The sequence below is a fragment of the Cellulosimicrobium sp. KWT-B genome (assembly GCF_002127155.1).
GTDB classification, from domain to species: domain Bacteria; phylum Actinomycetota; class Actinomycetes; order Actinomycetales; family Cellulomonadaceae; genus Cellulosimicrobium; species Cellulosimicrobium funkei.
The window spans coordinates 1,344,595-1,362,748 of record NZ_NEDO01000001.1 but is presented as its reverse complement, the minus strand read 5'-3'; the positions used below and the strand labels follow the sequence as shown (position 1 = coordinate 1,362,748).

Annotated in this window: 10 protein-coding genes; 7 read left to right on the top strand and 3 right to left on the bottom strand. The window is 74.1% G+C overall.

Translation table 11 applies throughout. The features are described 5' to 3' along the window. The first annotated feature begins 107 nt into the window (after window positions 1–107). From B9L22_RS05895 to B9L22_RS05870, 6 genes are read left to right on the top strand one after another with little or no spacing between them, the layout of a single operon-like run. Window positions 108–1,346 (top strand): PP2C family protein-serine/threonine phosphatase, encoded by a 1,239-nt coding sequence (locus B9L22_RS05895; protein ID WP_158097154.1) that lies wholly within the window; start codon window positions 108–110, stop codon window positions 1,344–1,346. Beyond that, window positions 1,343–3,358, top strand: a complete 2,016-nt coding sequence (locus B9L22_RS05890; RefSeq protein ID WP_086149527.1) for a glycosyltransferase — start codon at window positions 1,343–1,345, stop codon at window positions 3,356–3,358. Before B9L22_RS05895 ends, B9L22_RS05890 begins: the two co-directional genes overlap by 4 nt. Next, the gene (locus B9L22_RS05885; protein ID WP_051028350.1) at window positions 3,355–3,690 is read left to right on the top strand and encodes an STAS domain-containing protein; all 336 of its coding nucleotides are present in this window, start codon (window positions 3,355–3,357) and stop codon (window positions 3,688–3,690) included. Before B9L22_RS05890 ends, B9L22_RS05885 begins: the two co-directional genes overlap by 4 nt. A 7-nt stretch (window positions 3,691–3,697) precedes the next feature. Next, a complete protein-coding gene (locus B9L22_RS05880; protein WP_061268410.1) occupies window positions 3,698–4,144 on the top strand; it encodes an ATP-binding protein in 447 nt (148 codons plus the stop codon). A gap of 57 nt (window positions 4,145–4,201) precedes the next feature. Then, on the top strand, window positions 4,202–6,058 hold the full coding sequence (locus B9L22_RS05875; protein WP_086149526.1) for a sodium:proton antiporter: 1,857 nt from the start codon (window positions 4,202–4,204) through the stop codon (window positions 6,056–6,058). 47 nt (window positions 6,059–6,105) lie between these two features. Continuing rightward, window positions 6,106–6,924 carry a MerR family transcriptional regulator gene (locus B9L22_RS05870; RefSeq protein WP_086149525.1) on the top strand — a complete coding sequence of 273 codons (819 nt, stop codon included), beginning with the start codon at window positions 6,106–6,108 and terminating at the stop codon, window positions 6,922–6,924. Here B9L22_RS05870 and B9L22_RS05865 read toward each other — a convergent pair. Next, the gene (locus B9L22_RS05865) at window positions 6,840–8,573 is read right to left on the bottom strand and encodes a helix-turn-helix transcriptional regulator (protein WP_086149524.1); all 1,734 of its coding nucleotides are present in this window, start codon (window positions 8,571–8,573) and stop codon (window positions 6,840–6,842) included. The two genes, B9L22_RS05870 and B9L22_RS05865, sit on opposite strands and share 85 nt — an antisense overlap. A gap of 388 nt (window positions 8,574–8,961) precedes the next feature. On the opposite strand from B9L22_RS05865, the gene B9L22_RS05860 reads away from it, so the two are divergent. Next, complete coding sequence (locus B9L22_RS05860; RefSeq protein WP_143317086.1) at window positions 8,962–16,545, top strand: hypothetical protein; 7,584 nt, start codon at window positions 8,962–8,964, stop codon at window positions 16,543–16,545. Window positions 16,546–16,617: 72 nt separating this feature from the next. Here B9L22_RS05860 and B9L22_RS19935 read toward each other — a convergent pair whose 3' ends face one another. Both B9L22_RS19935 and B9L22_RS05850 read right to left on the bottom strand, forming a co-directional pair. Continuing rightward, window positions 16,618–16,782 (bottom strand): hypothetical protein, encoded by a 165-nt coding sequence (locus tag B9L22_RS19935; RefSeq protein WP_158097153.1) that lies wholly within the window; start codon window positions 16,780–16,782, stop codon window positions 16,618–16,620. A 91-nt stretch (window positions 16,783–16,873) separates the two neighbouring features. Beyond that, the gene (locus B9L22_RS05850; protein WP_051028347.1) at window positions 16,874–17,992 is read right to left on the bottom strand and encodes a glycosyltransferase; all 1,119 of its coding nucleotides are present in this window, start codon (window positions 17,990–17,992) and stop codon (window positions 16,874–16,876) included. Between the last annotated feature and the right edge of the window lie 162 nt (window positions 17,993–18,154).

The following is an 18,154-nucleotide window of genomic DNA, read 5'->3' as shown; positions in this document are numbered from 1 at the left end:
AGGTCCGGGACGTGCGGACGGTCTCCTGCCCCTGCGGCGCGCCGCACTCCGTGATAGATGTCGGGAGGTCGCGTCTCGACGCAGGGGACGAGCAGGGGGAAGAGACTTTGACGACGACCGACGCGCTCCAGGACGAGCGCACGCGGGTCCTGGCGCTCCAGCGGCTCGGGGTGCTCGACAGTTCGCCCGAGGAACGGTTCGACCGCGTGACGCGGCTCGCGCAGCGCCTGTTCGGCGTCCCGACGGTGAGCATCACGCTCGTGGACGCGGACCGGCAGTGGCGCAAGGCCTTCGTCGGCCTCGACGGCCCGGTCGCGCAGCGCGAGGGCGCGTTCTGCGACGTGACGATCCGTGCGGACCGCACGCTCGTCGTCGAGGACGCGGCGCAGGACGCCACGTTCGCCGACAACCCCTTCGTGGTCGGCGACCCGCACCTGCGGTTCTACGCCGGGCACCCCATCGCGGCGCCGGGCGGCGAGCTGGTCGGCACGCTGTGCGTCATCGACACCCGGCCGCGCCGGTTCGACGACGCCGACCGCTCCCTGCTGCGCGACCTCGCGCTGTGGGTCCAGGGGGAGCTCCAGCACGACGTCGAGCTCGACCGGGCGGGCGCGGTCCAGCGCGGGCTCCTCCCGCGCCGCGCCCCGGAGCTCGAGGGCTACCGGGTGGCCGCGCGGTGCCTGCCTGCTCGCGGCGTCGGGGGCGACTTCTACGACTGGACGACGACGGCCGACGGCGCCGGGTTCGTCGTCGCGGACGTCATGGGCAAGGGCATGCCCGCCGCGATCGTGGCGGCGTCGGCGCGCGCCGCGTTACGGCCCGCGCTCCGGTCGCCGTCGCTCGCTGCGGGCGTCGAGACGGCCGACGACCTGCTCGCCCCGGACCTGGAGGAGGTCGGGTCGTTCGTCACCGCCTGGTGCGCCACGGTCGATCGGGACAGCGGTCGGCTGGCGTACGTCGACGCGGGCCACGGCCTGGCGAGCGTGCTGCGGCCTGACGGCGGCATCCACCGCCTGGAGGCGGACGGCCTGCCGCTCGGCGTCGCGCCGGGTACCGCGCGGGCCGTCCACCACGTGACCCTCGACCCGGGCGACCGGCTCGTCGTCGTGAGCGACGGGCTCGTCGACCTGCTCGCCGACCTCGGGGTCCCGGGCGGGGACCCGCGCCTCCTCGACCCGGACGTCCCGCTGCCCGTCCCGGACGGGCCCGCCCTCGCGCGTGCGGCCCGCGAGGTCCGGCAGGCCGGGGACGCCGCGGCGACGCTCAAGGTCCTGGTGGGGCTCGCCGAGGGGCGGTACGTCGGGGACGACCTCACGGTCCTCGTGGTCGAGCGGGTCGCGGCATGAGGGGCTCCGCGCGGCGGCTCGTGCTCATCCGCGTGCTCGTCGTGCTGGCGCTGGTCACGGGCGTCAACTACGTCGCGTGGCGGTGGCTCGACTCCGTGGCGTGGTCGCACTGGTGGATCGCCGTCCCGCTCGTGCTGGCCGAGACGTACAGCCTCGTGGACACCGCCCTCTTCGGCGTGACGATGTGGCGCCTGCGCGAGCGGGGCGAGCCGCCGCCCGCCCCGGAGGGCGTCACGGTCGACGTCTTCGTCACGACGTACGACGAGCCCGAGGAGCTCGTCCTCACGACCGCCCGCGCGGCCCGGGCCATCCGGTACCCGCACCGCACGTGGATCCTCGACGACGGCGCGCGCGACAGCATGCGGGCCGCCGCCGCGGAGGCGGGCGTCGGGTACCTCACGCGCAGCGCGAGCTGGGCGGGCAAGCCACGGCACGCGAAGGCCGGCAACCTCAACAACGCGCTGTTCCAGACGGACGGCGAGCTGCTGCTCGTGCTCGACGCCGACCAGGTGCCCGACCCGGCGATCCTCGACCGCACGGTCGGGTACTTCACCGCGGACGAGCGCGTCGCGATCGTCCAGACCCCGCAGTGGTTCGTCAACGTCGACGACGCCGACCCCCTCGGGAGCCAGGCGCCGCTCTTCTACGGGCCGATCCAGCAGGGGAAGGACGGGTGGAACGCCGCGTTCTTCTGCGGCTCCAACGCCGTGCTGCGGCGCGAGGCGCTCATGCAGCTCGGCGTCGTCGGCTACGTACGGGGCGTGACGGTCGGCGTGCGGCGCGCGCTGCGCACTGCGGGCTCGGTGCTGGCCCGGGCGGCGCGCTCGCCGGAGGCGGCCGACCCGGCGGTACGGACCGCCGTCGAGCGGCTCCGCGCGGAGGCCGACGAGGCCCGCCGCGCCCTCGCGGCGGGGGAGCCCGCCGCCGACGTCACCTACCGGTTCCAGCGCCGCGTCGACGAGGCGTCGCGCAGCGTCGTCGCCGGTCAGGTGGAGGCGCTGCGCGCGGAGCTGGCGACGGTGGAGCCCGAGCTCGTGTCCGGCGGCCCGCTCCAGGTCGACGAGGAGATCGGCCAGCTCGTCGTCGACGAGGAGGCGCTCGACCGGCTCGCGCGGCGCGACCTCTCGCCCCTCGTCGCGGTCGAGGCGGTGCGCCGCCTCGCGGACGCGGTCGACGTCGGCCGCAGCGACGAGGCGCAGGCCGTCATGCCGATGGCGACGATCTCCGTCACCGAGGACATGGCCACCGCGATGCGGCTGCACGCGCTCGGCTGGCGGTCGGTCTACCACCACGAGGTGCTGGCCCACGGGCTGGCGCCCGAGGACATGCCGACGATGCTCCAGCAGCGCCTGCGCTGGGCGCAGGGCACGGTGCAGGTGATGCTCCGGGAGAACCCGCTCACGCTGCGCGGGCTGCGCGTGGGGCAGCGACTCATGTACTTCGCGACGATGTGGAGCTACCTCGCGGGCTTCGCCGCCCTCGCGTACCTCGCGGCGCCCATGGTGTACCTGTGCTTCGGCATCCTCCCGGTGCAGGCGTTCGGGACGGACTTCTTCGTGCGCTTCGTGCCGTACTTCGTGCTCAACCAGCTCTTGTTCCTCGTCGTGGCGCGCGGGGTGCGGACCTGGCGGGGGCAGCAGTACTCGCTCGCGCTCTTCCCGGTGTGGATCCGGGCCTGCTGGACGGCGTTCGCGAACGTCGTCCTCGGCCGCCCGCTCGGGTTCGTCGTGACCCCCAAGACGCGGACCGGCGAGCACCGGCCGGCCTGGCGCACCATCTGGCCCCAGCTCACGGCCATGGTGCTGCTCGTGGTCTCGGCCGTCGTCGGGACGGTGCGCCTCGTCGCGTTCGACGCCGACCTCGGCGCAACCCTCGTCACCCTCGCCTGGGTGGCGTACGACCTCGCGGTGCTCGGGGTGCTCGTCCCCGCCGCGCGGTACTCCGGCCCGCGCCCGCCGCGCGAGCCCGTGCCGGAGACGACGATGACCGGACGACGGACGGAGGACCAGTGAAGCTCGACGTGACACCGCTCGAGGAGACGGGGGCGGTGATCGTGCCGCGGGGGCGGCTCACGCTCACCACGGCACCCCAGCTGCGCGACGCGGTCACCGACCTCGTCGAGGCGGGCCGGACACGGCTCGTCGTCGACCTCGGGAGCCTCGAGTTCGTCGACTCCTCGGGCCTCGGCGCCCTCGTCGGCGGGCTGCGCACGACGCGCGCGGCCGGCGGAGACCTGCGGCTCGCGAACGCCGCGCCCTCCGTGGCGACGGTCCTGCGGCTCACGAACCTCGACCGCGTGCTGCGCGTGCACGACGACGCGGCGAGCGCGTTCGCCGACGGGTGACCCCCGCGTGACCCCGCCGGACGACGCCCCGCTCGTCGTGCTGAGCGCGACCGCGTCCCCGCCGTGGCTCGACGCCCTCCCGGACGCGTTCGCCGCGCTCTGGGGCCAGGCGCCGTGGGTGCCCGCCGACGACCGGCTCGCCGTCGAGCTCGCCACGACGGAGATCGCCGCGAACATCGTGCGGCACTCGCCCGCACCCGAGACGGTCGAGGTCCGGGCCGAGCTCGACGCCGGGGCGGGACGCGTCGTCGTCGTGCTGCGCGACACCGCGCCCGCCGCCGACGTCGACCTTGACCGCACGATGCCGCCCCCCGAGGCCGAGTCCGGGCGCGGGCTCGCGCTCGCGCGGGCGTGCGTCGACCGGCTCGAGCACCGCTGGGTCGCGGGGACCTCCGGCAACGAGTGGCGCCTCGAACGCCGCGTGCGCACCGCCGGGGGCGGCCCCGGCGGCTAGCGTGGGGGCGTCCCGCGCGCGCCGACCCGGGCGCGGCGCCGGTAGCCGGAGGTGCAGATGGAGTTCCCGTTCAGCCTGACCGAGGAGCAGATCCTCTCCCTCATCGTCGTCGGGACGCTCGCGGTCGTCGCGATCGTCGGGGTCAACGCGCTCGCGCCGAAGGCGGGTGTGGCCGCGCCCCTCGTGCTCGTCGCGGTCGGCGTCGTCGTGAGCTTCGTGCCCGCCGTCCCCGAGATCGAGTTCGAGCCCGAGTGGATCCTCGCCGGGATCCTGCCGCCGCTGCTCTACTCGGCGGCCGTCGGCCTGCCCACCATGGACTTCCGGCGGGACTTCACCGCGATCAGCGGGCTCTCCGTCGTGCTCGTCCTGCTCAGCACCGCACTCCTCGGCTACCTCTTCACGTGGCTCATCCCCGGCATCCCGCTCGCGGCGGGCTTCGCGCTCGGCGCCATCGTCAGCCCGACCGACGCCGTCGCGACGTCCATCGTCAAACGGCTCGGCGCGTCACCCCGCGTCGTCACGCTGCTCGAGGGCGAGAGCCTGCTCAACGACGCGTCCGCGCTCGTCCTCCTGCGCTCCGCCATCGCCGGGATCGGGATCGCCGTCGCGACCGGGGAGTCCGCCACCCGCGTGTCGCTGTGGTCGGTCGCGGGCGACTTCGTGTTCGCCGTCGTCGTCGCCGTGCTCGTCGGGTTCCTCGTCGGGTTCCTGGGCCTCTTCGTCCGGCGCCGCCTCGCCAACCCCGCGCTGAGCACCGCGGTGTCCTTCGTCGTGCCGTTCCTCGCCTACCTGCCGTCGGAGGAGCTCGGCGCGTCGGGCCTCGTCGCCGTCGTCACCGCGGGTCTTGTCACCGGCAACGGCGCCGCGAAGTACCTGCGGCCGCAGCACCGGCTCGCCGAGGAGTCGAACTGGCGGACCGTCGAGCTGCTGCTCGAGGGCACCGTCTTCCTCCTCATGGGGCTCGAGCTGTTCGCGCTGGTCACCGACGTGCAGGAGGCCCACGGCAGCCTGTGGCGCGCGGTCGGCATCGCTGCGCTCGCTGCCGTCGTCATCCTCGTCGTGCGCTCCGCGTACGTCGCGACGCTCCTGCGGTCGCTCGCGCGACGCGCGCGGCGGGGAGAGTCGATGCGCGACGTGATCGAGGGCATGCAGGAGAAGCTCGACGCGCGGTTCGGGCCGGCGGAGGCACCGCTCGCCACGGTCGAGCCCTCGGGACGGCACCGCGAGGTCGCGCGCACGGGCGGCCCGAAGGAGGTGCCGCAGGCCCGCCTCGGACGCATCCGCACGTCGCTGCGTCGTCGTGCCGCCGACATCGACTACCTGACGGCCGAGCGGCTCGGGTGGCGCGAGGGCACGCTCCTCGTGTGGGCGGGCATGCGGGGCGTCGTGACGCTCGCCGCGGCGCAGACGCTCCCGCTCGACACCCCGCAGCGCTCGTTCCTCGTGCTCGTCGCCTTCGGGGTCGCGGCCGGGACGCTCGTCGTGCAGGGCGGCACGCTCCCGTGGGTCGTGCGCCGGCTCGGCCTCTCGGGCGGCTCCACGCGCGCCGACGAGGACCGCGGCGCCGTGCGCGCCGAGCTCGACGGCGCGGCCGTGGCCGTGATCGACGCGCCCGACCTCCGCCGCGCCGACGGCACCACCTACGACGGTGACGTCGTCGCCCGCGTGCGCCGCGACGTCGTGCGGGAGCTGGAGAACCGCGACACCGACGCCGCGACGTCGGCCGACCTGTTCGCGCAGTACAAGGAGCTGCGGCTCCGGGCGATCGCCGCGCAGCGCGTCGCGCTGCTCGACGCGCGCACGTCCGGCGCGTACAGCTCGCAGGCGCTGCGGCACGCGCTCGACCTGCTGGACGCCGAGCAGATCGACCTCGAGCTCCGCCGCGGGCCCTACGTGCCCGGCGACGACGACTGAGCCGACCCCTTGCGGCTGCCCCAGGGGAAGGCCCTAGCGTCGCGGGCATGGACGAGTACACGACGGGTCAGGTGGCGCGCGCGACGGGGCTGAGCGAGAAGGCCGTCCGGATGTACGTCGACCGCGGGCTCCTCGACGCGCGCCGCACCTCCGCGGACGGGCCGCGGCTGCTCGACGGCGGCCAGGTGGAGCGCGCCCGCCTCGTCCGGCTCCTGCGGGGCGTCGGCCTGTCGCTCGCCGAGGTGGGCGACGTGCTCGCCGCCCCCGACCCGGTCCCCGCGTTCGACGCCGTGTGGAGCGACCGCCGCTCGGCGCTCGCGGCGTCGCTGACGGCGGCGGAGTACGTCCGGTCCGCGCTCGTCGGCGCGCCACGGCTGGACGTCGTGGTGCACCGACGGCACGTGCCGGAGCGGCTCGTGCTCGGGACGGAGCGCCGCGCGACGCTCGCCGAGCTGCCGTCCGTGCTGCCCGAGGCGACCGGAGCGGTCTTCGCCGTGCTGCGCGCCGCTCACCTGCCCCTCGCCGGCCACCCCTACGTCGAGCTCCACGAGCGCGCGACCGAGGGGTACGCCGCCCGCCTCACGCTCCGGGTGCCCGTCCCCGCGCCCGTGCGGCCGCCGTCGGGCTTCGCCCTCACGACGGACGACGCGCACGAGGAGGCGTACGTCGCGCTCACGGCCGCGGAGGCCCGCGACCAGGAACGTCTGGTCCTCGTGCACGACTACCTGGCGTCCGGGCGGGCGCTCGCGGGCGGTGTGCCCGCAGGGGACGACCGGGAGGTCTACCTGCCGACCTGGGAGGCAGGCGGTCCCGGCCCGGTGATGGAGGTCGCTGTGCCCGTCGCGGCTCGCCGACCCGGGGCGTAGCGTCGCTCCGACCGCCCGACGGCCTCCCCCCGGGCCGCGGCGAGGATCCCGGCCTCCTGCGCGATCGCGATCGCCTCGCGGCGGCTCGACACGCCGAGCTTGCGGTACAGCGTGCGGATCTGGGTGCGGATGGTGTTCACCGACACGTTGAACCGCGCCGCCGTCTGCTCCGCCGTGAAGCCCTCGCTGAGCGAGCGCAGCACCTTCCTCTCGCGCGGGGAGAGCCGGCTCGCGAGCGTGACCGGGGGCGTGTTGCGCGCCTCGACGGCACCCCGGGGCAGCACGTCCGCGGTGTCCGCGAGCTCGGCGAGCGTGCGCCGCTCGTCCGGCTCGAGCGCGAGGAACGGGGCGGCGTGCTCGGGAGACGACCGCAGCCGCAGGGCCTTCTGGAACCAGCTCCGCGCGCGGTCCTCGCGCCCGGCGCGGAGGTGGGCGACCGCGAGGACGACGTGGAGGTCGAGCGCGTCGGTCGGTGACAGGGATGCCTGGTGGATGGCGGACGAGGCGAGGCCGATCGCCTCGTAGTGCTCGCCCACCGACAGGTGCGCCCAGGCGTGGTGGTTCGCCAGCCACTCGGTCGTGTCCTCCTCGGACCCGTGGGCCAGGTGGAGCACGCGGCCCGCGCCGCCGGCGCGCAGGAGCAGCTTCGCCTCGGCCCGCAGGAGCAGCCGCCCGACGAACGACCCCGGGTCGGGGTCGACCATCCCGTGCACGAGACGCACCTCGTCCAGCTCCCGCAGGCCCTGGAGGGGGTCGCCGTAGAAGGCGGCGTGGCTCGCGCGCGCGGACGCGAGGAAGGCCCACAGCTCGCCCGCGGCCGGAGAGGACGGGTCCATCGCGCGCAGGATCCTCTGCGCCGTCGCCGGGTCGCCCTCGTGGATCGCGAGGTGCGCCCGCGCGAGGGCCTCGCCGCGCAGGTGCGCTCCGGCGATCCATCGGGGGAACGGTGCGGCGTCGCGGACCACGGCGAGCTGTTCGCGGGCGAGGTCGTGGTGGCCGCGGTAGGCGGACAGGAGCGCGAGGTTCGACGCCGCGCTCACCCGGGCGAAGTGTCCGTGGGGCTCGTCGCCCGCCTCGTCGGCCGCGCGGCGCAGGTGCTGGGTCGCCAGGTCGGTCGCACCCGCCAGCATCGCGGTGATCCCGCGCTGCGCGCTCAGCCAGCCCGGCCGCGCGTCCGGGCGCCCCGCGGTCCAGGGGAGCGGGCCTCCTGTCATGAGGAGCGTCGTCCGCTGGTCGACCCACGTGCCGACCCGCGTCGAGGCGTCGTGGTCGCGCCGGTGCCGCAGGCCCACGACGGCCGCGGTGCCGGCCGAGAGGACGTCGTGCAGGCGGGTGAACCCGTTGAGCCGCCTGCTGTGGCGCAGGCCGGCCCGCGAGTAGTGCCGCACGAGCCGGGACATGCTGCGTTCGTCGTCGTGCTCGTGGTCGCGCCGTCTCTGGGCGAGCAGCACGAGGTGGCCGAGGCGCGGGCGACGGTCGAGCACCTCGGGAGGGACGCGTGCGAGCGCTGTCAGGAGCTCGCGCGCGAAGCGGTCGGGGAGGTCGTACCAGAGCCTGTCGAACACCGTCTCCAGGGCGTCGAGGTCGCCGGCGTCGAGCGTCCGCAGGATCTTCTCCCGGCTCCGCGGGACGTCTCTGGCGCCTGTCATAGCCGTGATCCTGGCGGACGTCCCGGGTTCTGCAAGCGTGTCTCGCAGGCCGGGTGAATTCCTTCACGGAACTGGTGATGGGACAGGTGATTTCCCAGGTCACGCTCGTCATAGCCCTCGGTGGCACGGGTCCTATGGGGTGACGACCGTGCACGCGAGGCCGCGTGCGCACGACGAAGGGGACCCCATGCAAGGTTTCGAGCGAGACGCCGCGGCCGCGGCAGGCGGGCGACCCGCCAGGCACGCGGCACCCCGCGGCGCCCGGCACGCCCGCACCGGTTCGTGGTGGCGAGGGGCGCGTGCACGTCGCCTGATCGGTGGCGTCACGGCCCTGGTCCTGGGAGGCGCGGGCCTCACGGCCGCGGCGTTGCCCGCGACGGCGGCGACCGTGTACGAGCTCGAGGGGTCCTGGGCCGACACCACGCCCGCGACGCTCGAGACGGGTGACGCGGTGTCCGCCACATGGTGGTTCAACCTCAACGACGACGCGGCGGCGCCCGGCAACGCGCCGGTGGAGAACGTCACGGTGACGGTCGCGGCTCAGGGAGCGGTGTTCGACGCGCTCCCGCCCGCGTGCCTCGTGGAGGGCGTCGACCCCGCGTCGAGCGTCTCCGAGGACGGCTCGACGCTCGTGTGCAACGTGGGGACGCAGACCGAGGGCACGGCGTTCTCGCTGACCACGCCGATGCGCGTGACGGCCGTGTCCGGGGAGACCGTGAGCGCGGGCGCCACGATCGCCGACCAGCAGACGTCGCTGCCCGAGCTGCCCGTGCAGAACGGGTTCGTGCAGGACATCCACTGGGTGGAGAGCGTGTCCGGGAGCACGCGCAACGACACGTCCCGCGACTTCACGTTCAACTGGACGCTGTTCCACGGCCCGAACAGCCCCGCCGGTCAGGACCCCGTCAGCTACGACCTCACGGTCTCCAACAGCCTGGGCGCGGCCACGCAGGTCGGGCCGCAGGCCTGCTCGGCGTTCACGAGCGGGACGGCGACCGGGCACCCGTGGTCGGGCGGGACGCACGACGCGAGCCAGGTGGCGCCGTCCGTCGGGTCCTGCACGCTCACGCGCAACAGCTCGACGTCGTACACGCTGACGCTGGCCGGGATCGACTACAGCCACGCGCAGGTGCCGACGACGGACTCGGCCGGGAACCCGCTGCCGACGGACCGCGTCGCGGTCGCGTCCGGGCAGATCCAGCTGCGGGTCGTCACGACGGCGGGCGCGGGGCAGATCTCGGTCACGTCCAGCGCGCCGACCTACACCGCGGTCGACGGGCAGACGACGAACGACGACCCCGCGAACAACACCACGGCGAAGAACTGGACGACGGGCGTCTGGTCGCACGCGTGGCAGCCCGTCTACACGGGCTCGAGCGCGACCGTCTGGTCCGACACCTACCGCGTCGCCCCGGAGTCGGAGCTCGGCTCGGGGGTGCGTGTGCTCTACCCGAACGTCCAGAACCAGAGCTCCACCCAGGGTGGTCTCTGCCTGGTGCTGGACACGCGGTACGTGGAGTTCACGGGCGCCGTCACGCGCTTCGACAACGGGACGACCGGTGAGCCCGCCGGCCTGCCCGTCGCCTACTACGTCGGCACCTCGGCGCTGGTGAACCCCGCGAGCGCGTCCTACGACCCGAACGCGTTCACGTGCGAGGGGACCACGGGCTGGACCACGACCCGCCCCGCGGACCTGTCGACCGTCAAGGCGGTCCGGGCCACGTACTCGATGACGGCGGCACGCTGGCAGCGCGATCTCGTCCTGCAGGCGACGCAGCGGCTGCTGCCCAGCGCCCAGGTCGGCCAGGACGTGTGGACCTGGGGGTCGTACATCAACCCGTCGTCCGCGACGAACGCCTGGGTGAACGCGGCGCGGTCGAGGTCGGCGAGCGATGCCGGGCCGAGCGCGGCGCTGACCCCCGACGCCCGCTACCCGTTCGCGCAGTCCGGTCGAGACATCGTGCGGATCGTCGGTGTCACGCCGGACGTGGCGAAGTCGGTGCTCCCGACGACGGTCGACCCGGGCGGGCAGGCGACCTATACGCTGAGCTACTCCGCGAACGGGACCGGGGCGGTCGCCCCGACGGTGGACGACTACCAGCTCGTGGACACGCTGCCGCTCGGTGCGACGTACGTCGCGGGCTCGGCGAGCCCCGAGCCGGTCGCCACGACGAACGGCTCCGGCCAGCAGGTGCTCACCTGGACCCTGGACGGAGTGCCCACGAACGCTCCCCAGTCGCTGACCTACGACGTGGAGTACGCCGACGACATCGGGGGCGGTGAGCGGCTGGTCAACACCGTCACGGCCTCGGCGGAGGGCGTGCAGTCGGACTCCGCGACCGCGACGGTCGTCGTCAACGAGTCCGGGCTGACGCGGATCATCAAGACCGCCGACCAGGCGTTCATCCCCAACCTCGCCGGCGACGGCGCGGGCGCGGGCTCGTGGACCGTGCTGGTGCGCTCCGAGGATCCCCTCCCGCAGGAGTTCGTCGACGTGATCGACATCCTCCCGTACGTGGGTGACGGCCGCGGGACCGCGTTCTCGGGCTCGTACCGGCTCGACGGCCCGGTGACGTCCTCGGTCGGGGGGACCGTCTACTACACGACCGCCGACCCGGCGACGCTCACCGACGACCCGGCCGACGCCACGAACGGCTCGGCGGGCAGCACCACCGGCAACACCGTCGGGTGGAGCACCACGTACACCCCCGACGCCACCGCGGTGCGCGTCATCACCGGCGCCCTCCCGGCGCGGGGCGAGCTGACGCTCGACGTCCCGGTCGTGACCGACGGCATGGTCGGGGGCGACGTCCTCGTGAACCGCGCGCAGGGCCGTGCCGAGAACACGCGCCTCGTCATGCGCACGTCGGCGTCGACCTCGATCGCGAACTACTACTCGGCGTCGCTGAAGAAGTACGTGCAGGACGCCGACGGCGAGTGGCGCGACGCGAACGACCCGCTGGACTACCCGCGGTTCCGCGTCGGCGACACGGTCCGCTACCGGATCGTCGTGGAGAACACGGGTCAGGGGACGCTGACGAACGTCGCGGTCTCCGACGACCTGCAGCCGGAGCTCGGGTCGTTCACGATCGAGTCCCTCGCCCCGGGAGCGACCGAGAGCCACGAGTTCGAGATCGAGCTCACCGAGCCCGTCGCCGACTCCGTCGTGAACACGGCGTGCGCGGACGCGGACGTGCCGGCGGACTCGGGCGTCGAGCCCACGATCAACTGCGACCCGGCCGGGTTCGTGGTCGTCGGTACGCCGACGCACACCAAGGAGGTCGTCTCGGCCACCCCGGTCGGCGACGGTCGCTGGGAGGTCGTGTACGAGGTCGTCGTGTCGAACACGCAGACCCCGTCGACCACCTACTCCCTGACGGACGCGCTGCACTTCACGGACCAGGCGACGATCGTCTCCGCGACGGTGACGCAGGCGCCCGACGGCGTCGTCCTCGCCGACCCGGCGTGGGACGGCCAGGGCAGCACGCTCATCGCGGCGGACGTGCCGCTGGCCGGGAACGACGACGAGGGCTACGCCCCGCACGTCTACCGCGTCACCGTCCTCGCCGACGTGCCGCTGCAGCTCGACGGCGCCGGCTCCGGCGCCGACGCACCGACCGCCTGCCCCGCCGAGGGGTCCGACGCGGACCAGGGGTTCAACAACACCTCCGGGCTGACCGGCCCCGAGGGCGAGACCGAGGAGGACCAGGCGTGCGCGCCGATCCCGTCGATCGACATCGCGAAGACGGTCTCCGCCGGCCCGACGCCGAACGGTGACGGGACGTGGACGGTGACCTACGACGTCGTCGCGACGAACGCGGGCGCTGCCGACGGCACCTACGAGGTGACGGACCGCATGACGGCCGACGGTGACCTCGAGGTCCGCTCGGGCGCCGTGGTCACCGCCCCGGACGGTGTCACGCCGAACGCGGCGTGGACGGGCCTGGGCGCCGAGGGTGCCCCGGAGAACGTCATCGCCTCCGCCGTCGTCCTGCCCGCGGGCGGGACGCACACCTACCAGGTCGAGGTCGTGCTGGGGATCGCCGAGGGCGTCGAGGGCGCGCCGGTGATCACGCCGTGCTCGGCCGAGCCCGGGGCCTCTCCGGGCGGCCTGTCGAACGCGGCGACGGTCGAGCACAACGACCTGACCGACGACGCGACGGCGTGCGTGGCGATCGCGTACATCGTCGTCGACAAGTCGATCAGCGCGGGCCCGACGCCGAACGGTGACGGGACGTGGACGATCGTCTACGACGTCGTGGCCGAGAACGTCGGCGGCGCGGCGGGCGAGTACGACGTGTTCGACCGCCTGCACTACGGCGACGGCATCGAGATCGTCGACGCCGCGGTCACCGCGGCACCGGACGGGGTCGAGACGAACGCGGGGTGGACCGGCCTGGGCGCGGAGAACGCCGACCCGGAGAACCTCGTGGCGTCCGGCGTCGAGCTCGCCGCGGGCGCGTCGCACACCTACCAGGTCGAGGTAACGGTCCAGATGGACGAGGCCACGATCGACCCGGCAGACCTGCAGTGCCCGCCGCCCGGGTCGGGTGCGGACGGTGGTCTGGCGAACTCGGCGAGCCTCGACCACAACGGGATCGTGGCCGAGGACGGCGTGTGCGCGTCCCTGCCGCTGATCGGGATCGAGAAGTCGATCTCGGCGGGCCCGACGCCGAACGGCGACGGGACCTGGACGATCACCTACGACCTGGTCGCCACCAACACCGGGCAGGCCGCCGGGGACTACGACGTGGTCGACCGGCTGCTGTACGGCGAGGGAGTGGTCGTGGAGTCGGCCGCCGTCACCTCGGCACCCGACGGTGTCGAGCCCGAGACGGGCTGGACCGGTCGAGGAGCGGCCGGTTCGGCCGACAACCTGGTCGCGGCGGGCGTCACGCTGGACGCGGGCGCGACGCACACGTACCAGGTGCAGGTCGTCGTCTCGCTCGACCGGGAGGTCGTGACCCCGGAGGCGCTGCAGTGCCCCGAGCCCGGCTCGGGCCAGAACGGCGGGCTGGCGAACGCCACCGAGCTCACGCACAACGGCGAGACCCGGGGAGACGACGTGTGCGCCACCCTGCCGCTCGTCGACGTGACCAAGACGGTCTCCTCGGGCCCGACGCCGAACGGTGACGGGACGTGGACGGTGACGTACGACGTCGTCGCGACGAACTCCGGCGCGGCCGACGGCACGTACGACGTCACGGACCGCATGACGGCCGACGGCGACCTCACCGTGGTGTCCGGGGCCGTCGTCTCGGCGCCGGACGGTGTGGCCCCGTCCCCGACGTGGACCGGCCTGGGCGCCGAGGGCGCGCCGGAGAACGTCATCGCCACGGGTGTGAACCTGCCCGCGGGCGAGTCGCACACGTACCAGGTGCAGGTCGTCATCGCGCTGGCCGAGGGCACGGAGGGTGCTCCCGCGGTCACCGACTGCGCCGCGCCCGGGACGGGGGAGGACGGCGGTCTGTCCAACTCCGCGGGGATCGACCACAACGGCATCCCCGACTCGGACGAGGCGTGCGTGACGATCTCGGCGATCACCGTCGACAAGACCATCTCTGCCGGCCCGACGCCGAACGGTGACGGGACGTGGACGATCGTCTACGACGTCGTGGCCGAGAACGTCGGTGGCGCGGCGGGCGAGTACGACGTGTTCGACCGCCTGCACTACGGCGACGGGATCGAGATCCTCGACGCGGCGGTGACCACGGCTCCGGACGGGGTGGAGACGAATCCCGACTGGACGGGCCTGGGCGCCGAGGACGCGGACCCGGCGAACCTCGTGGCCTCGGGGATCGAGCTGGCCGCGGGGGGCACGCACACGTACCAGGTCGAGGTCACCGTCCAGATGGACGAGGCCACGATCGACCCGGTGGCCCTGCAGTGCCCGCCCCCGGGCAGCGGTGAGAACGGTGGTCTGGCGAACTCGACGAGCCTGGACCACAACGGGATCGTGGTCGAGGACGAGGTGTGCGCCTCGCTGCCGCTGATCGAGTTCGACAAGTCGATCTCGGCGGGCCCGACGGGCAACGGCGACGGGACGTGGACCATCACGTACGACCTGGTGGCCACCAACACGGGCCAGGCCGCAGGCGACTACGACGTGGTCGACCGGCTGCAGTACGGCGAGGGCATCGTCGTCGAGTCGGCGACGGTGGCCACGGCGCCGGACGGTGTCGAGCCGAACGCGGGCTGGACCGGCCAGGGCGAGGCGGGCTCGGAGGAGAACGTGGTCGCCACGGCGGCCACGCTCGAGGCCGGTGCCACGCACACCTATCAGGTGCGGGTCGTGGTCTCGCTCGATGCCGCGACGGTCACGCCGGACACGCTCGCCTGCCCCGAGCCGGGGTCCGGCGAGACCGGTGGTCTCGCCAACGCCGGCACGCTGACGCACAACGGCGAGACGCAGGACGACGACGTGTGCGCGACCCTCCCGCTCCTCGACATCACCAAGTCCCTCTCGGGTGCGGTGACGCCGGTCGAGGGCGAGGACGGCGTGTACGACGTGGTGTACGAGGTCACGGTGACCAACCGGGGCCCGGGTGCCGGGGTCTACGACCTGGACGACACGCTCGCCCCCGGTGCGGGCGTGACGGTCGTCGGTGTGCAGGGTGTCGTCACCGACGCGCCGGAGTCCGTGGGCGTCAACGAGGGCTTCGACGGCCTCGAGGACGTCCGGATCGTGACCGGTCAGCCCATCGCGGGTGCCGGCACGGGCCCGGTCGTGCACACCTACACGGTCACGGTGCGGTACGCGGCGGACCTGTCCGACGTCGAGATCCCGGACACGGACGTGTGCACCACGGACGGTGGCACGGTGCCCGGCGGGCTGAACAACGTCGCGGCCGTGGACTGGAACGGCGTCCCAGGGCAGGACGAGGAGTGCGTGCGTCCGGGCAAGCCCACCCTCGACAAGGCGCTGGTCTCCGCTCGACCGACCGGCGACGGGACGTGGGAGGTCGTCTACGACCTCACCGTCGGCAACGTCGGCGGGGAGGCCACGACCTACGACCTGGACGACGAGCTGCTCTTCGCCCCGGTCATCACCGTCGACTCGGTCGCGGTGACCGGTCCGGACGGCGTCACCCTGAACGACGGGTTCGACGGCGACACCGACCGGCGGATCGCGACCGACGTCGTGATCGGCGGCCTGGACGACGAGGGGTACGCCCCGCACGTCTACCGCGTCACCGTGATCGCGGTCGTGCCGCTGCACTTCACGGACGTGGAGGACGACGGCACGGGCTCGCCCGCGTGCACCGCGGCTCCCGGGGGCAACCTCACCGAGCAGGGGCTGAACAACGCGGCGACGCTCACGGACGAGACGGGCGGGACGCAGACCGACACCGACTGCGCGCCCGTGCCCTCCGTCGACATCACCAAGTCGACGGACGGCGCGCCGGTCAAGGGTCCCGACGGGTCGTGGACGGTGGCCTACACCGTCACCGCCACGAACGACGGCGCCGCCGCCGGGGTCTACGACCTCACCGACCGCCTGCGCTACGGCGCCGGCATCGAGGTCCGGAGCGCGACGGTCACCTCGGCGCCCGACGGCGTCACGCCGTCGGGCTCCTGGACGGGCCAGGGCGCGCAGGGCGACCCGGCCAACGTCGTGGCGACCGGCGTGAGCCTCGCCGCTGGGGCCACCCACACCTACCGGGTGGAGGTCGTCGCGACCCTCGACACGGAGCAGGTGGACGACACGACGTTCACCTGCCCCGAGCCGGGCTCCGACGGCAGCGGCGGGTTCGCCAACACCGCCGGGATCGGCCACAACGGGCTGACCGACGCCGCCCAGGCGTGCGCGACGCCTGACCGACCCGGCGACCCGGGCACGCCGGGCAAGCCCGGCGGGTCGCTGGCCACGACCGGCGCGACGCTGGCGTGGGTCGCCGGCGGGGCAGCGCTCCTGTTGCTCCTCGGCCTCCTGGCCGTGGCCGCGGCCCGGCGCCGGAACGCCGTCGGCTGACGGCGCGACGAGGAAGGCCCTGCCCACGACCGTCCCCACCGGTCGTGGGCAGGGCTGTTCGTCGGCCGTCTCTCAGCGCTGCGCGCGGGCGGCGGCCCGGCGGCGCAGGACGCGCGCCGTCGTGACGAGCGCGAGGCCCGCGACGAGGAGCGTCCAGGCCGCGACGACGTGGAACGCGGTCGCGACGCCGGTGACGGCGAGGACGGGGGCGGTCTGGGCGAGGGTCGAGTTGTACATGGCTGCAGTCCTTCCGGGACGGGTGAGGGCATGCCGAGGACGTCCCGGTCGCGTGCGCGACGGGGCGGGTCGGCGAGGGGAGGGGTGAGGGTCAGGCGGTGGCGGCGACGTGGTTCCACGTCGTCTGGCGCCGCGTGACGAACAGCGCTGCGGCGTGCAGGAACGCGCGCTGCAGGGCGAGGTCGTAGAGGAGCTCCGGCAGCACGAGCGCGGCCAGCAGCCGTGCGCGCCGCCCGGCGCCCCAGACGGTGACGAGGCGCTCCGCGACGAAGACGAGCCCGACGGCTGCCCACAGCGGGGACAGCGTGAAGGTCCCCGTCACGAGGGTGACGACCGTGAGGAGCAGGTAGGCCGCCATCATGAGCGTGCCGACGGCGAGCATGACCTGCTGCCCGACGTAGCGCCACGTGGTGCGCGTGAGCCCGTACTCGGCGAGGTTGTCGAGCATCCCCTTGTACCAGCGGACGCGCTGCCGGTGGAGGTCGCCGGCCGTCGGCATGAGCTCGGTCGTGCAGCTCATCGTGACGGGGGAGCGCAGCTCGTGGCCGAGCGTGCGCAGCGCGAGGGTGAGCTCGGAGTCCTCGGTGATCGCGTGCCGGTCGTACACGTCGCCGCGCTCGCCGGGGAGGACCGAGCCGCGGGCGTCGGCGACCTCTTGGAGCGCGGTGCGGCGCACGAGCGCGGCGGTCCCGGTGAGCACGGCCGTGCGGCCGGTGAGGTCCACCTGCACGCCGTAGCGCGTGTACTCGTTGGCCTGGCAGTGCTGCAGGTAGCCCTGCGGCGGCCGACCGCGGAACACGCCGCCGACCGCGGCGACCTCGGGCGCCGAGGCGAGGACGGCGAGCCCCTCCTCGACGAACGTGGGGGCGATCGTCGTGTCCGCGTCGAGGACCATGACGACGTCCTCCGTCGTGGTCGCGATCGCCTGGTTGAGCGCGCCCGCCTTGCGGGCCGTGTTGCCCACGGTCTCCATGACGTCCGCGCCGGCGGCGCGGGCGACCGCGACGGTCGCGTCCGTGCTGTTGTCCGAGACGACGAGCACCCGGTCGGGGCGACGCGTCTGGGCCGCGAGCGAGGCGACGGTGGCGGGGAGCGCCTGCTCCTCGTCGTGGGCGGGGATGACGACGACGACGCGCACGGCGGGCCCGTCCGCGGGACGGGCGGCCGCCTCGGCGCGGTGGCGGGGGGTGTGCGGGGCAGTGGTGTTCACCGGAGGCTCCAGGTCGACGAGTGCTGTCGACAAGGAGCCTCCGGCGGTCGCCTCAGCGTTCCCGCGGGGCCGGCGCGGGGGTCGGCGAGGTCTGGCTCAGCGTTGCGGAAGTCCGATTGAGCGTTCAACCAGAGGCATTCCTGAGGGTTGTGCCCTCGGGAG

Coding starts and splice junctions, on each gene's coding strand:
- B9L22_RS05890 (WP_086149527.1), top strand. CDS start 1,343: ATGAGGGGCTCCGCGCGGCGGCTCGTGCTCATCCGCGTGCTCGTCGTG.
- B9L22_RS05875 (WP_086149526.1), top strand. CDS start 4,202: ATGGAGTTCCCGTTCAGCCTGACCGAGGAGCAGATCCTCTCCCTCATC.
- B9L22_RS05870 (WP_086149525.1), top strand. CDS start 6,106: ATGGACGAGTACACGACGGGTCAGGTGGCGCGCGCGACGGGGCTGAGC.
- B9L22_RS05865 (WP_086149524.1), bottom strand. CDS start 8,573: ATGACAGGCGCCAGAGACGTCCCGCGGAGCCGGGAGAAGATCCTGCGG.
- B9L22_RS19935 (WP_158097153.1), bottom strand. CDS start 16,782: ATGTACAACTCGACCCTCGCCCAGACCGCCCCCGTCCTCGCCGTCACC.